The organism is Bacillus sp. BSL6 (genome assembly GCF_052928345.1).
In genome coordinates this window covers 643,726-659,121 of record NZ_JAVGCW010000001.1, presented here as the reverse complement: position 1 = coordinate 659,121, position 15,396 = coordinate 643,726, and the positions used below count along the sequence as shown (strand labels likewise).

Annotated in this window: 14 protein-coding genes; 2 read left to right on the top strand and 12 right to left on the bottom strand. The window is 36.8% G+C overall.

The features are described from left to right. Position 1 precedes the first annotated feature (1 nt). Positions 2–901, bottom strand: coding sequence for a phosphate butyryltransferase (gene yqiS / locus RCJ96_RS03685; RefSeq protein WP_074607157.1), 900 nt, complete (start codon positions 899–901; stop codon positions 2–4). 195 nt (positions 902–1,096) lie between these two features. Further along, complete coding sequence (locus RCJ96_RS03680; RefSeq protein ID WP_000811008.1) at positions 1,097–3,169, bottom strand: sigma-54 interaction domain-containing protein; 2,073 nt, start codon at positions 3,167–3,169, stop codon at positions 1,097–1,099. 136 nt (positions 3,170–3,305) lie between these two features. On the opposite strand from RCJ96_RS03680, the gene RCJ96_RS03675 reads away from it, so the two are divergent. After that, positions 3,306–3,539, top strand: a complete 234-nt coding sequence (locus tag RCJ96_RS03675; protein WP_001190187.1) for a DUF2627 domain-containing protein — start codon at positions 3,306–3,308, stop codon at positions 3,537–3,539. 49 nt (positions 3,540–3,588) lie between these two features. On the opposite strand, the gene RCJ96_RS03670 is transcribed toward RCJ96_RS03675, so the two are convergent. Then, a complete protein-coding gene (locus RCJ96_RS03670) occupies positions 3,589–4,317 on the bottom strand; it encodes a glycerophosphodiester phosphodiesterase (RefSeq protein ID WP_000172563.1) in 729 nt (242 codons plus the stop codon). Positions 4,318–4,367: 50 nt separating this feature from the next. Here RCJ96_RS03670 and RCJ96_RS03665 point away from each other — a divergent pair, with 50 nt between their 5' ends. Beyond that, entirely contained in the window at positions 4,368–4,514 is a 147-nt protein-coding gene (locus RCJ96_RS03665; protein WP_001247671.1) for a YycC family protein, read from the top strand. A gap of 253 nt (positions 4,515–4,767) precedes the next feature. Here RCJ96_RS03665 and spo0A read toward each other — a convergent pair whose 3' ends face one another. From spo0A to xseA, 9 genes are all read right to left on the bottom strand, one after another. Beyond that, complete coding sequence (spo0A, locus tag RCJ96_RS03660) at positions 4,768–5,562, bottom strand: sporulation transcription factor Spo0A (protein ID WP_014297988.1); 795 nt, start codon at positions 5,560–5,562, stop codon at positions 4,768–4,770. 287 nt (positions 5,563–5,849) lie between these two features. Continuing rightward, complete coding sequence (spoIVB, locus tag RCJ96_RS03655; RefSeq protein ID WP_074607155.1) at positions 5,850–7,148, bottom strand: SpoIVB peptidase; 1,299 nt, start codon at positions 7,146–7,148, stop codon at positions 5,850–5,852. Between the two features lie 118 nt (positions 7,149–7,266). Then, on the bottom strand, positions 7,267–9,006 hold the full coding sequence (recN, locus tag RCJ96_RS03650; protein WP_074607153.1) for a DNA repair protein RecN: 1,740 nt from the start codon (positions 9,004–9,006) through the stop codon (positions 7,267–7,269). Positions 9,007–9,272: 266 nt separating this feature from the next. Continuing rightward, on the bottom strand, positions 9,273–9,722 hold the full coding sequence (gene argR / locus RCJ96_RS03645; protein ID WP_001032581.1) for an arginine repressor ArgR: 450 nt from the start codon (positions 9,720–9,722) through the stop codon (positions 9,273–9,275). 142 nt (positions 9,723–9,864) lie between these two features. Beyond that, the gene (locus RCJ96_RS03640; RefSeq protein WP_001274745.1) at positions 9,865–10,704 is read right to left on the bottom strand and encodes a TlyA family RNA methyltransferase; all 840 of its coding nucleotides are present in this window, start codon (positions 10,702–10,704) and stop codon (positions 9,865–9,867) included. A 3-nt stretch (positions 10,705–10,707) separates the two neighbouring features. Beyond that, positions 10,708–12,600 carry a 1-deoxy-D-xylulose-5-phosphate synthase gene (dxs, locus tag RCJ96_RS03635; protein ID WP_000366458.1) on the bottom strand — a complete coding sequence of 631 codons (1,893 nt, stop codon included), beginning with the start codon at positions 12,598–12,600 and terminating at the stop codon, positions 10,708–10,710. Positions 12,601–12,902: 302 nt separating this feature from the next. After that, complete coding sequence (gene ispA, locus RCJ96_RS03630) at positions 12,903–13,793, bottom strand: (2E,6E)-farnesyl diphosphate synthase (protein WP_000150362.1); 891 nt, start codon at positions 13,791–13,793, stop codon at positions 12,903–12,905. Continuing rightward, complete coding sequence (xseB, locus tag RCJ96_RS03625; RefSeq protein ID WP_000428423.1) at positions 13,793–14,023, bottom strand: exodeoxyribonuclease VII small subunit; 231 nt, start codon at positions 14,021–14,023, stop codon at positions 13,793–13,795. Before xseB ends, ispA begins: the two co-directional genes overlap by 1 nt. Then, complete coding sequence (xseA, locus tag RCJ96_RS03620) at positions 14,013–15,371, bottom strand: exodeoxyribonuclease VII large subunit (protein ID WP_000415266.1); 1,359 nt, start codon at positions 15,369–15,371, stop codon at positions 14,013–14,015. Before xseA ends, xseB begins: the two co-directional genes overlap by 11 nt. Positions 15,372–15,396: the final 25 nt, after the last annotated feature.

The window sequence follows — 15,396 nt, the reverse complement described above, 5'->3', positions numbered from 1 at the left end:
TTTATTTTGAAGCAGTGGCAACTGCCAATGCTAATGAATATACTTTTGTTTCTGCTGAATCAGCACGAGATGTTAAAACAATCGGTGCTTTTGCGCCAGCAATTATTGCTCCTACTTTTGCATCCGCAAAGTATACGAGTGATTTATATAGTACATTTCCAGCTTCAATTGTTGGGACGAGTAAAATGTCTGCCTTACCTGCTACGTCACTTACTATGCCTTTATGTTCTGCTGCAATTTGTGATACTGCATTATCTAAAGCAAGTGGTCCATCAACGACACAATTTTTAATTTGTCCGCGGCGATTCATTTGAGTTAACATCGCTGCATCAATTGTCGCTTGCATCGCAGGATTCACAACCTCTACCGCTGCAATTGGTGCTACCTTCGGCAAATCAATTCCTATTGCCCGGGCAACTTCTACAGTATTTTGTATAATAGCAGCTTTTTGTGTTACATCAGGTGCAATGTTCATCGCTGCATCTGTAACAAAAATGAGACGATTGTAGTTCGGAACTTCAAATGCTGCAACGTGTGAAAGTACGCTACCTTTACGAAGTCCCCACTCTTTATTTAATACAGCTTTCAAAATATTTGCTGTTGGGATGTTCCCCTTCATAAGCACATCTGCTTCGCCATTTCTTACAGCTTTAACAGAAAGTTCTGCAGCCTCAGCACTTGACTGTGTTGCAATCACTTCAATATGTTCTGAAGTTTGTAAACTATGTTCTTGTAGCATCCCCATTATTTTTTCTTGATTTCCATATAGACGAAATTGAGCTAGCTGTAATGTAATTGCTTTCGCTACAGCTTCAATTACTTCATGATCTTCAGCTACTGCTACAGCCACAGTTTTTTTAGGCTGGCCTGCCGCTTGATCAATTAAGTGTTCTAACTTCATATTTTGTAATCAACCCTTTCCGTCGTCCCTCGTCTTTTTATTAAGCAAATACCGTGCCAACTTTTAAAAGTGGTCTTACCAATAATGAAAACGCATTCAAAACACAGTAAAATCAATACTTTGGAAAATAACAAAAGATTCTGTCTTATTTTGTCGCTTTTTGTATACCATGCAATAAATTGCACGGTACGCAATTTATTGCATGCTATTTTTTGCACACTCATACTTTTCTAGCTTGTAATATAAATTTCGAACCGAAATTCCTAACGCTCTTGCTGTTTGTGTTTTATTTCCACCAAATCTCTCTAAATATTCATGAATGATATTCCCTTCAAACTCCGTCACTAAATGCTCAAGTGGCTTTTCTTCTAACTCAGGCAATAAATGAGCTTGCTTTGACTCCACTTGCTCTTCGTTATGTAATGGCGGTAAATGTTGTACATCAATATAGGTCTCGTTATAATTCATAAAGATAATAGCTCTCCCCAAAATATTTTCAAGTTCCCTCACATTCCCTGGCCATTCATATGATTGTAAATATGAAATAGCAGAATTAGTGAGCCCCTCTATATTTCGGCCATAATCTTGGTTGATTTTTTGAATTAATCTGTCTGCGATTGCCGGTATATCCCCTTTACGCTGACGAAGAGATGGAATTTGAATTGGAATTTTATTTAATCGATAATATAAATCCTCCCTAAACTTCCCTTCTAGAATGGCTTTTTCTAAATTCACGTGCGTCGCTGCAATTACTCTGACATTGATAGGAATTGCTTTCGTTCCACCAACTTTTACAATTTCTTTCTCTTGCAAAACGCGAAGGAGTTTCGCTTGCGTATTTGCAGATAGTTCCCCTATTTCATCTAAAAAGATGCTGCCGTTATTCGCTTCCTCAAAGAATCCACGTTTTCCCCCTCTTTTCGCGCCAGAAAATGCCCCTTCCTCATAACCAAACAATTCACTTTCTAACAACGTCTCCGAAATAGCCGCACAGTTTACACGAACAAACTTATTATATTTCCGATTACTTCCATTATGGATAGCATGCGCAAACAATTCTTTACCTGTCCCCGACTCCCCGCGTAACAACACTGTTGCTGGTGTATTCGCCCCCAGTTTCGCCTGTTCAATAGCAGCCGTTGTTTCATCTGAATTTCCGACAATGTCATCAAATGAATATTTCGCTTCTAACGTTCGAATGATTTGCCTTGCTCTATTCAGTTCATTTGTTAATTTTTGAATTTCTGATACGTCGCGAATTACACCGACGCTCCCTTTCAATATTCCATCCACAATAACTGGTGCTACGTTTACAATTACATCTCGCTTTTTTTGTCCGATTTTCATATGTATGCCTCGTACCGCCCTACGCGTTCGAAGTACTTTCATATGCATACTTTCACCTTCTACAATATCAGTTGTAGCTGGCTTTCCAATAATGTCCTCTTCTGTTAAACCTGTTAATTTCGTATATGCAGGGTTAATTACTAACCCTCGACCTTTTTCATCCACGACCGAAATGGCTTCCTCAGACGAGTTAATAATCGCCTCAAGTAACGTTTGAATCTCCTTTAAATCTGTAACTTCTTCCGCAAGATCTACAACCTCTGTTATATCTTTAAAAATTGCAAATGCCCCTTGCACTTCTCCTCCCTCTTTTAATATTGGAATACGGGTTGTAATAATTTTCTTTCCATTTTCAAGCGTCAGTTCATAATTTACTTCTATTTGTTTCGTACGTATAATACGAAGCAACTTACTAGTCGGAATAACTTCTAAAATATATTTCCCTACCGCATCTTCTTTTTTATATCCGATAATACGTTCTGCACTTTTATTGAATAGGCGAACTTGTCCTTCTTGATCAATCACTATCATACCGTCATGCGTAGAGTTTAAAATTAAATCACCTTGCTGCGTTTGCTCTTCTAACTTTCCAATTAAATTTTCCTTCTCATGTGCTAATCTCGTAACAATTTTTGCAATATCACCTGGTATAAGAAGAGTATCTTTATGCTTTTTCTTTAATAAATCTTTATGTAAATCATCGTCACCTGTCATATCAAACATTACATCAATGTGCATAGAAAGAAACGGAGTCACACTCTCTCCAATTGCAATCCCGTATTCCTTTGCCATCTGTAACCCTTTTGCTATCGGATTTATATCAATAATCCCTATAATTTGAAATATATTCGAACTCTGTAACAGACGCAGCAGTGTACTACCACCTTCACCTGCACCAACAATTAAAACTTTTTGTTTCATATATTACACTTCCTCTCGGAGTATCTCTGCAAAATTTTTCACACCCTTATCTTACTCGTTCAGCCCCCTCTTGACAAACCCCCTTTTCATATAACATCATTAAAATAAACAAAATAATCTGAAAAGGAGCGTTTATATGCAGCGTTACCTTGCTCTATTATTAGCACTCATCCCTATTTCATTAGCTGTGTTTGGCATTAAGTTAATGAGAGATACCGTATTCGGGATTTTATTTCCTCCACTCTCTATACTATGGTTACAATTTTTAATCGGGGCTCTCTGCTTCGCGCTCGGATTTTATATCTTTGGTGGTTTCGTCTTACACCGAGATCGTAAACGAAATAAAGTACAAGCTCGCTTTCGAAGATAGGAAAGCCCTACTATTTACAAATAAAAAAATGAGACCGTTACAAGCGGTCTCATTTTTTTATTGGCAATAATGTTCTTGCCGTTTCAGGATAATCCGTAATAATCGCCGAAATATTCATATCAAAATATTTACGCATAAGTGTTTCTTCATTAATTGTATAGGGCCGAACCTCTACATCACTTTCCATCGTTAGTTCGGCAACAGCATCTTGAAGATAACGATAATTAGGATGCACTGCTGTAGCCCCCATTTTTTTTGCATATGCCCACGGACTATGCAAACCTTCGCGATATAAAATCGCTGTTTGAATATCTGGAGCCATCATATGACACCTTTTCATACTGTAATGATTAAATGAAGAAAATATAACACGATCTTCTAGATTAAATTTCCGTACAAGCGTTATAACTTCTTCTTCTAAACCTCTGTATGGAATTTTATTATTTTTAAGTTCAATATTAAGTAACAACTCTGTTTTTTCAATCCATTTTAACACCTCTTCTAAAAGAGGTATTTTACAAAATCCTACTTTATCACCAAATTTATAACTCGCATCTAATTTACATAAATCCTCATATACATAATTTCGAACCGCACCTTTTCCATTCGTTGTCCGATTCACTGTTTCATCATGAATGACGACAACCTTTCCGTCTTTCGTTAATTGAACATCCAGCTCAATTCCATCTGCCTTAAAAGATTCAGCTGCTTCAAATGAAATCATCGTATTTTCTGGGTACGTTCCCGCTGCACCACGATGTGCAAATATAAGAGTCATCCTCACTCCCCCAATCTTATGCTATACTATACGAAAAAGGAGGTACTTCTATGAGACCATTACAAATTTCTCCAGACACTGCAGTCCGCCTATCAAAAGCATTAGGTGTTCCACTTGAACAACTTATGCATATGCCGCAGCACATTTTAATTCAAAAGTTAGTTGAATTAGAAAAACAAAATAAAGACGAAGAATAATACAGTCCTGTTTCGCAGGACTTTTTATTATTTTCTATTATATCATGGATGGCTTCCTTGCTAAAATCCCTCATTGGATATACCATGATTCAATTTAACCTTCACTTCGAACATGTACAATAAAAAGACCAACGAATTCTAACATTCATTGGTCATTAATTAAAAAGTTCATTGGTTTTAAATTTACTATCGAGTATACATTTCAAGAATTATTAAGCTTTATTAAAACTTAAATCCCTTACTTCTTCTATTCTCAGCTAGCCTTATGTTCAAGTCTCAGCTTATCCGCAACCATTGCGATGAACTCAGAGTTCGTAGGTTTTGCTTTTGACATAGATACTGTATAACCGAATAAGGACGAAATAGAATCGATATTCCCACGACTCCATGCTACTTCAATTGCGTGACGGATTGCACGCTCAACGCGGCTTGCTGTTGTATTATATTTCTTCGCGATATCTGGATACAATACTTTCGTAATAGATCCAAGTAATTCGATGTCATTGTACACCATAGAAATTGCTTCCCTTAAGTACATGTACCCTTTAATATGAGCAGGCACACCAATTTCATGAATGATACTCGTAATGCTTGCATCTAAGTTTTTCGGTTTTCCATCTACTGTTGTTGCTGATCGGAAAGATGGCAGTGGACGTTTAATAGTAGCGTTCGCTTTACCGCTCACTTGACGAATATGACTCGTTAAATTCTCCATATCAAATGGTTTTAATATGAAATATGACGCACCTAAGTCAACTGCTTTTTTCGTCACATCTTCTTGTCCAAACGCTGTCAACATAATTACGCTAGGCTGTCTTAACCTTTCAATATGGCGCATTTTCTCTAGTACAGCTAACCCATCTAAATGTGGCATAATAATATCTAATACAAGTACATCCGGCTGCTTATCTTTTAATAAATTTAAACACTCTTGACCATTATAAGCAGTACCGATTACTTCCATATCCTCTTGAGCAGCTACATAACTCTCTAGCATTGATACTAATTCTTTATTATCATCCACAAGACATACTTTAATTTTCTCCACAGCTTTTCCTCCCTTACCGAATCGATTCTCCGACATGTGTATCCTTCTAGGCTACATGAATTGTTCGACAATTGTGTGAAAATTCCCTTTTAAAGTTTGTTACTTTCCGATAAAATCACAAAAAAATATGTTTATCGTTTATTTATTCCTTTTCGCAACACATTCCATCATAGAAAAACAACGAAACGTTCAACCCTTTCCTTTTATTTTACAACAAAAAACACCTCTTGCGGAGCTTTTACAAAATTTCAACGAATTTTTCAATAGAAAAACGAGCTAATTATTAATTAGCTCGCTTTTCTTTCTTGATCATAAATGTTAATTCCAGCCTCATGTAACATCCATTCAATATGAACACCATACCCTGATGTTGGATCATTTACAAATACATGTGTAACAGCGCCAATTACCTTTCCATTTTGTACAATTGGACTTCCGCTCATCCCCTGTACGATACCACCTGTTTTCGCTAATAAACGTTTATCTGTTACTTTTATTACCATGCCTTTTGTTGCCGGAAACTTTTGCGGTACTGTACTCACAACTTCAATATCAAACGCTTCCACTTTATCTTGATCAATAACCGTTAATATTTTTGCTGGTCCTTCTTTTACTTGATGAGATAGTGCAATAGGCATTGCTTTATCCATTACGCCATTTGTCATATTTGTATTCAATTTGCCAAAAATACCAAATGGACTATTTATTGTAATATTGCCAATCACTTCACGATCAGGTGAGAACCTCGCTAATTTCTCCCCTGGATTCCCATGACTACCTCTTTCAATTGATGTAACTGTCGAACGCATAATTTGTCCATCTTCGACTTGAATCGGTTTTTTCGTATCGTTATCAGAAATGACATGACCAAGTGCCCCATATTTCATAGAATCCGGATGAACAAATGTCATTGTTCCGATTCCAGCTGCCGAATCACGAATATATAAACCAATACGATAAGACGATTCTCCACTGTCTTTTTGTGGTGTTAATTTAGTGCGGATATGCTTTCCATCCCTTAACAAAACGAGATTAAGCGGTTCGCCTGTTTCCCCACTATTATGAATAAATGGTGCTACATCACTCATTCTTTCAATTGTTTTACCATTAATTTCAGTAATCATATCTCCAATTTGCACACCAGCTGTTTCACCAGGAGATACTTTCCCTTTTTCAGTTTGAATTAAATGATGGCCTACAACAAGTACCCCTTTTGTGTTTAACTTTACACCAATTGATTGTCCACCTGGAATAACTTTGAAATCTTTTAATACTCTCACATTTACTTTTTTCACTGGAAAACCAGCAAGCTGAAACACCATATCTGCTTCACCATTTTGATGAGAATTTACCATAAGTCCTTGTTTTTGTTCATTTGAACTTACTGTAAACACATGACGATCTGTAGATGAAGCTTGAAACACTGGTAATGAAGCTATTTCTGATTGTTGTCCTTCAAAAACAACAAGTTGCTTCGGAGATGAAATAAACGTCCGAAGCGGTTTAAAACACCCAATAAAAACTAAAGAAACAAGGAGAAAAATACCTATTATTTTGCGAAATCTTTCTAATTTCAATTTGTTCACTCTCCTCGCTCCTACCCCACATTCAGCCTTTTGGCTTCACTTTTTAATCTCTCCTTGCAATGCTTTATTTATAACCGGAAGAATTAAGAAATCATCATTTGAGAAAAAAAGCTATCCATTACTGGATAGCCTCTGCTGTCTGTTTAAAATGATGCGCTTGCGTAAGTAATTCTTTCGCATGTTCTGTCGTTAAATCTGTAATTTCCACACCAGAAATCATTCGAGCTATTTCTGTTACTTTATCCTCCATAGTTAAAACGGTAACTGATGTAATTGTTCGATCATTTGCTACTTGTTTTCGAATAAATAAATGCGAATCCGCCATTGAAGCTACTTGAGGTAAGTGCGTAATACAAAGTACTTGTGAGTTTACTGATACTCGATAAATCTTTTCCGCAATAGCCTGTGCGACCCGGCCACTTACACCAGTATCCACTTCATCAAAAATAACAGATGCAACACCTTGATGCTTAGAAAAAATGCTTTTTAAAGCTAAAATAATACGGGATAACTCTCCGCCAGAAGCAACCTTTGAAAGTGGTTTTAGCGGCTCACCCGGATTTGTTGAAATATAAAATTCCACATGATCGTAACCATCCGCTGTAAGTCTTACCGGTGCTCCCTCCACGAGAGGCTCTTCTGCATTTCCTTCTCGCTTCATAATTCTCACTTCAAATTTTGTTTTTTCCATATATAATTCTTTTAATTCCTGATGAATGGCATTTGTAAGATGCTCTGCAAGTTCATGACGCATATTACTTAACAACGTTGCTTCTTTCAGAATAACACTTTCTAATTCCTTCAACTGTTTCTTCGTCGTTTCAATATGAACGTCTTTATTTTCAATCGTAAAAATTTCTTGTTCAATTTTATCAGCATACGCTAAAATCTCTTCTACAGTATTTCCATATTTTCTCTTTAGCATACGAATTTCATTTAAACGCGTTTCAATTTCATCTAAGCGATTCGGATCATATTCCATCATATCGAGCTTTTCTCTTAGTTGATAGGCAACTTCTTCTAATAAATAATAACTATTGGCAATGGAATCATGATTTTCTTGATACACTTCATCTAAATGTGTAATACTCTCCATTTGTCCCATTGCGCTTCGTACATTATCTAACCCTTGTCCGTCAGCACTTAACGAGCGATACGCGTCACCTAATGCTTTATAAATCTTTTCGAAATTAGAAATTTGCAATCGTTCTTCAGTTAAGTCATTTTCTTCATCTATCTTTAAATCCGCTTTACGGATTTCTTCATGCTGAAATTGAATTAAATCTAAACGATGTGCCATTTGTTGTTCATTTTCACTTAACGATTTCAACTGTTTTTTTAATTTCTCATAGTCAGCATATACGTTTTGGTATATCTCTAATTGTTTAACGATACGCTCTCCATCAAAATGATCGAGCATAAATAGATGACGTTCTTCATTCATTAAGTCTTGCGTTTCGTGTTGTCCATGAATATCAACAAGTGTTTTTCCAATTTCTTTTAACACACTAAGGGTAACTAGTTTTCCATTTACACGACATACACTTTTTCCGTTTGCAGCGATATCACGCTTCAAAATAATCATGCCGTCTTCTATTTCTATATCCAACTCTTCTGCTTTTTCAATACATGGATGCTTATCATCTTCCACATAAAATAGCCCCTCTATCTCAGCTTTTTCTGTTCCGTATCGAACAAATTCTGCTGAACCACGGCCACCTACAAGTAAACTAATCGCATCAATAATAATCGATTTTCCGGCCCCTGTTTCACCACTTAAAACCGTTAATCCTTTTTGAAAAGAAATATTTAATGCCTCAATAATAGCAAAGTTTCTAATCGATAATTCCGATAACAATGCCCCATTCACCTCGTTATAAACTAATCCCCTATGAAGGGCTTTTCTCAGTTCTTTATTCAAATAGTCATACTATATGTTTGTATGTATAAATTACTTTTCTAACCGCTCCATTGTACCAAACATTTGTTTTACGGGTCAATCCACCTATTTCCTAATTTTATTCAAAGAAAATATTATATTACAATTAAGAATTCACGTTTTTAACCAATAAAAATATCCTGTTCACTTTCCACTTTACAGAGGAAAGCAAACAAGATTTTTTGTTACAGCATATTTAAGAAACGATCAGAGACAACACCTGTATCTTCAGGTGTACGGCAAATAATTAAGCAAGTGTCATCACCACAAATGGTTCCGATGATCTCATCCCACTCTAAATGATCAATAAGTGCTCCAAGTGAATGAGCGTTACCAGGCAATGTTTTTAGCACAAGCATATGTCCTGCCGTGTCTAATTTTACAAATGAATCCACTAGATTACGTTTTAATTTTTGTAACGGGTTAAATCGTTGATCTGCTGGCAAACTATATTTATAGCGACCATCATGTAATGGCACTTTCACTAAGTGCAATTCTTTAATATCGCGCGATACTGTTGCTTGCGTTACATTAAATCCCTCATTACGTAAAATATCAACTAATTCATCTTGTGTTTCAATTTCTTTGTTCGCAATAATTTCCCTGATTTTAATATGGCGCTGACCTTTATTCATACATTTGCACCTCACACTATCTCTTACCATAGTTTAAACATTGGTATACTTCACTTATTTATGTTAACTTATAATTCGTTACTTGTACACAATTGTTTTTACAATCATTATACAATTACAACAAAAAGAGGAACAACATATGTTATTCCCCTTTCCCTTTTTGTTTTAGGACATCATGGGCCTCTGTAACTACTTGCTCAACAGAAACTGGAGAATGATTTTCGCCATTCTCACGTTCACCATGCCATTTCAGATGAATTAAAAATTCAATGTTACCATCCCCGCCCGTAATTGGTGAGAATGTTAAGCCTTCTACGTCGTATCCTTCTTTTATAGAAAAGTCGACAATCATTTCTACGACAGCCTCATGTACTTTTCGATCACGAACGATACCCTTTTTACCAACTTGCTCTCTTCCAGCTTCAAACTGCGGTTTAATTAACGCTGCTACATCCCCATTCGGCATAAGCATTGTTTTTAAAACTGGCAATATAAGTTTTAATGATATAAACGAAACATCGATACTAGCAAATTGCGGTAAACCACGTTCTAAGTCTGCTGGTGTTACGTAACGGAAGTTCGTTCGTTCCATTACGACAACACGCTCATCTTGACGCAATTTCCACGCAAGTTGATTGTACCCTACATCTAATGCATAAGATAATTTCGCTCCATTTTGAAGCGCGCAATCGGTAAAGCCACCAGTTGATGAACCAATATCTATCATAACTTTATCTTGTAAATCAAGATGAAATGTCTCTAATGCCTTTTCAAGTTTATAACCACCACGGCTTACATACGGCATAACTTGCCCCTTCACCGTAATCTCTGTATCTTGTGGGATTTTCTCCCCTGGCTTATCCAATCTCATCTCATTCGCATATACAAGGCCGGCCATAATGGCGCGTTTTGCTTTCTCACGTGTTTCTATAAGCCCTCGCTCTACTAATAGTACATCTACTCTTTCTTTTTTCGCACTCATTTGTTACGCCCTTTTTTGTTTTGATGGAATCATTGTATGAATACGGTCTACAACAGCATCTGTCGTTAAACCGATTTCTTCTAATAATTTTGTTACACTACCGTGCTCTATGAAACGATCTGGAATACCCATTCGTTCAACTAACGCACTATGGTACCCGTTCTCAGACGCAAATTCAACTACTCCTGTTCCAAAACCACCAATTAAGCAAGCTTCTTCAATCGTTAAAATTGGTATATTTTTTCCTAAGAGATCATGTAAATATGCTTCATCCATTGGTTTAATGAAGCGAGCGTTCACTACTTTCACTGAAATACCAGCCTTTTCAAGACGCTCAGCCGCTTCCATTGCCATTGGTATTGTCGTACCAAATGTTAAAATAGCTGCTTGTGTACCTTCTTTTAACGTTTCCCATGAACCGATTGGAATCGCCTTTAATTCTTCATCCATATGAACGCCAAGTCCATTACCTCGCGCATAACGTAATGCGATTGGTCCATCTTCATATTGCATCGCCGTGTATACTAAATGTTGCCCTTCATTTTCATCTTTTGGCATCATAAGTACCATATTCGGCAAGTGGCGTAAGAATGAGATATCAAATACACCTTGATGCGTTTCACCATCTGCTCCTACTAAACCAGAGCGATCAATTCCGATGAAAACATTTAAATTTTGGCGGCATATATCATGAACAACTTGGTCATAAGCTCTTTGTAAAAATGTTGAATAAATCGCTAAGAATGGTTTCATACCTTGCGTTGCCATACCCGCTGCCATTGTTGTAGCATGCTGTTCTGCAATACCTACATCAATCATACGATCTGGGAATTCTTTTTGGAATTTCTCAAGTTTCGATCCAACAGGCATTGCAGGTGTAATTGCAACGATACGCTCATCCGTTCTCGCTAACTTAAGTACTGTTTCACTAACAACAGCACTCCATGCTGGTGCAACTTCTTTCGGTTTAACGAAGTCACCTGATTCAATTTTATAAGGTCCTGTTCCATGCCAAGTGCCAATAACATCACTCTCAGCTGGTTTGTAACCTTTTCCTTTTTTCGTAATAACATGAACAAGCACTGGGCCTTTTGTTTTCTTTGCATATTGCAACGTTTCGAATAACTTTTCATAATCATGTCCATCGACTGGACCTAAATATGTAAAGCCTAACTCTTCGAAAAAGACACCAGATACTAGTAAATATTTAAGACTATCTTTTATTTTCTCTGCTGTCGCAGCAACTTTCCCACCGACAGCTGGAATTTTCTTCAAAATATACTCTAGCTCATCTTTTACCCAATGGTATTTTCCTGCGGTACGTAGACGTCCAAGCACATTATGAAGCGCACCAACGTTTGGCGCAATTGACATTTCATTATCATTCAAAATAACAATCATGTCTGTTTTTTCATGTCCAATATGGTTCAATGCCTCTAAAGCCATTCCGCCCGTTAAAGCGCCATCACCAATGATTGGTATAACATATTCTTTCGTTTTCTTTAAATCACGTGCTAGAGCCATTCCCATTGCAGCAGATAATGATGTCGAGCTATGGCCAGTTTCCCATACATCGTGCTCACTCTCACAACGTTTTGGGAAACCACATAGACCTTGATATTGCCTTAATGTGCCGAATTCTTTTGCACGTCCAGTTAAAATTTTATGTACATAGGATTGATGTCCTACATCCCATAAAAATTTATCTTTCGGACTATCAAATAATTTATGCAGAGCAATTGTGAGTTCTACTACACCTAAATTAGGCGCAATATGTCCACCTGTTTGAGAGAGCTCTTCAATTAAAAACTTACGAATATCCTCACTCAATCCCTCTAGTTCACTGATAGACATCTCTTTCAAAAAACTAGGGTTTTGAATTTGCGTTAGATCCACATGGATCACTCACTTTCATTTCATAATCTGTCAACATGTCAAATATTATAAAAAACATTTACACAAAACAAGAAATTCTCTTTTTTTATTTTTCACCTTGTCCTGCTATTAACCAGTCTATTGCGCCCTAATCTTATTATAAACCATATTTCTTTAGGCGATGAAAAAAATAGCCGCTAACACGAAGTGATAACGGCAATGTAATCTACATATATTTTTGCCAATAACAAGAAAAGAAAAACCTTTTCCTACATTTATATCATAAAATGATGAATGACTCAACAAATGAAAACGCTGTTATATTAGTTATTACGTTTTGCAATCAAATCGCAAATAGATAGTAAATATTCATCTTGTAATTGCAAGGAACTAATAGCATCTTTTGCTTTTGCAATCGTTTCTTCTAAAATATCCTTTGCTCTATCTACAGTAAATAACGTCGTATATGTGCTCTTTTCGTTGGAAACATCACTACCAATCGGTTTTCCAATCTCTTCTTCAGTTCCTTCCACATCTAAAATATCATCTCGAATTTGGAAAGCTAGGCCGATATATTTTGCAAACTCAAGTAATTTTTCTTCCTGTTCTTCTGTGGCATTAGAAAGTATCGACCCTGCAAGTACAGCGAATTCAAGTAGTTTCCCAGTCTTATGCTTATGAATATACTCTAGCTCATCGATCGTAAGCTGTTTCCCTTCCGCTTCCATATCTGCTACTTGTCCGCCAACCATTCCCTCTGGCCCTGCCGCCTTTGCAAGCTCAAGTACAAGTCTTACTTTTTTCTCAGCAGAGATTTCCTTTTGCTCATATGCCATAATAACTTGAAAAGCATATGTCAACAAACCATCTCCTGCTAAAACTGCCATCGCTTCACCAAATACTTTATGATTTGTGGGCTTCCCTCTTCTTAAATCATCATCATCCATACAAGGTAAATCATCATGAACTAACGAGTATGTATGTATCATTTCAAGAGCACAAGCAGCACCTACACCAAGATTTTTTTCTTTACCAAACGCTTGTAATGTTGCAAATAAAAGTAACGGGCGGAGACGCTTTCCACCCGCTTCCAAAGAATATGCCATCGCTTCACGAAGTACATTTGGACATTGTAATTCATTTGCATAGCTTACAAGCTTCTCTTCTACGAAAGTTTTACTTTCTTTCAAAAAAGTATCAAAAGCAATTGTCACTATGCTTCATCTCCTAAAGCAGTAAACGGTTCAAGCTCTCCATCTTCCCCAAGAATAACTGCCATTTGTTCTTGTACGTTCTTCAACTTCTCATCACAAAGCTTAGATAATTCCATACCCTCTTTAAAATAAGAAATTGCTTCTTCTAAAGGTACGTCACCTTGCTCTAATTTAGAAACGAGGTGCTCAAGTTGCGAAATTGCCTCTTCAAAGCTTAATTTATTTTCCATTATTCAATTCACGCTCCTCTATTCCTGATACGCTACAATCTAATATTCCATCTTGTAATTGAACTGAAACAGCATCTCCAAGGCTAACATCTTTCACACTTTTTAACACTTGCTTCTCTTCATCATATACAAGCCCGTACCCTCTCATCATTACTTTAAGCGGACTTAGCGCTTCAAGCTTTTGAGCAGCTCTTACAAAGGCAAATTCTTTCGTTTGGAGTAACGTTTGCATTTCACGTTGCAATTGCTTTTGCAATGTTTCAACTGCTACCTTTGTTTGCATAATTTTTTGAGATGGGTGGTGCTTCTCTAAATAAAATGAAAGCTGTTTTAACTGATTTACCTTTTTATCAATATAGCGCTCTTTCGCTAACACAAGCTGTTCTAACGCTCTATCCAATTGCTCTTCTTTTTGCTCATATACTTGTCTTGGATAACGGAACGCATAAGATTTTTGCAATACTTGTAGTTTTTCTTCTTTTTTATGTACTAACTCTCTCATTGCTCTTTGCAACCTTAGAGTTCTTTGTAATACCTTTTCTTGTAACTCGATAATATTAGGCGCTGCCAGCTCAGCCGCTGCAGTTGGTGTTGGTGCTCTTAAATCGGCAACAAAATCCGCAATTGTAAAGTCTGTTTCATGGCCTACTGCTGAAATAATAGGAATCTCACTCTTGAAAATAGCTCTTGCAACCATTTCTTCGTTAAACGCCCACAATTCCTCAATAGAACCTCCACCGCGCCCAACGATTAGGACATCTATCCCTTCCATTTCATTCGCTGTACGGATCGCTTGTACAATTGAGGGAGCTGCTGACTCCCCCTGTACAAGTACTGGAAACACAATAACATTTCCAATTGGATAACGACGTTTAATCGTTGTTATAATATCACGAATCGCTGCTCCTGTTGGTGACGTAATCACACCTATTGTTTTCGCATAAGGAGGGATTGTTTTTTTATAAACTTGAGAAAACAATCCTTCTTCCTCTAAACGAACCTTTAATTGTTCGTAAGCTAAATGCAGGTTTCCGACTCCGTCAGGCTGCATGTCTTGAATATAAATTTGATAAGAACCACTCGCCTCGTAAACAGAAATTTTCCCTTTCACGAGTACCTTCATCCCATTTTCAGGTCTGAATTTAATATTACGATTATGACCCGCAAACATAACCGCTGCGATTCTTGCATTTTCATCTTTCAATGTAAAATACATGTGGCCACGGCTATGATTTTTAAAGTTGGAAATTTCACCTTTTAACCAAACAGACTGTAAATGCGGATCATATTCTATTTTTGTTTTTATATAGCGTGTTAACGCTGTAACGGTTAAATATTGTTTCTCCATTTCTCTCTCCTCATAGCCGACTCAA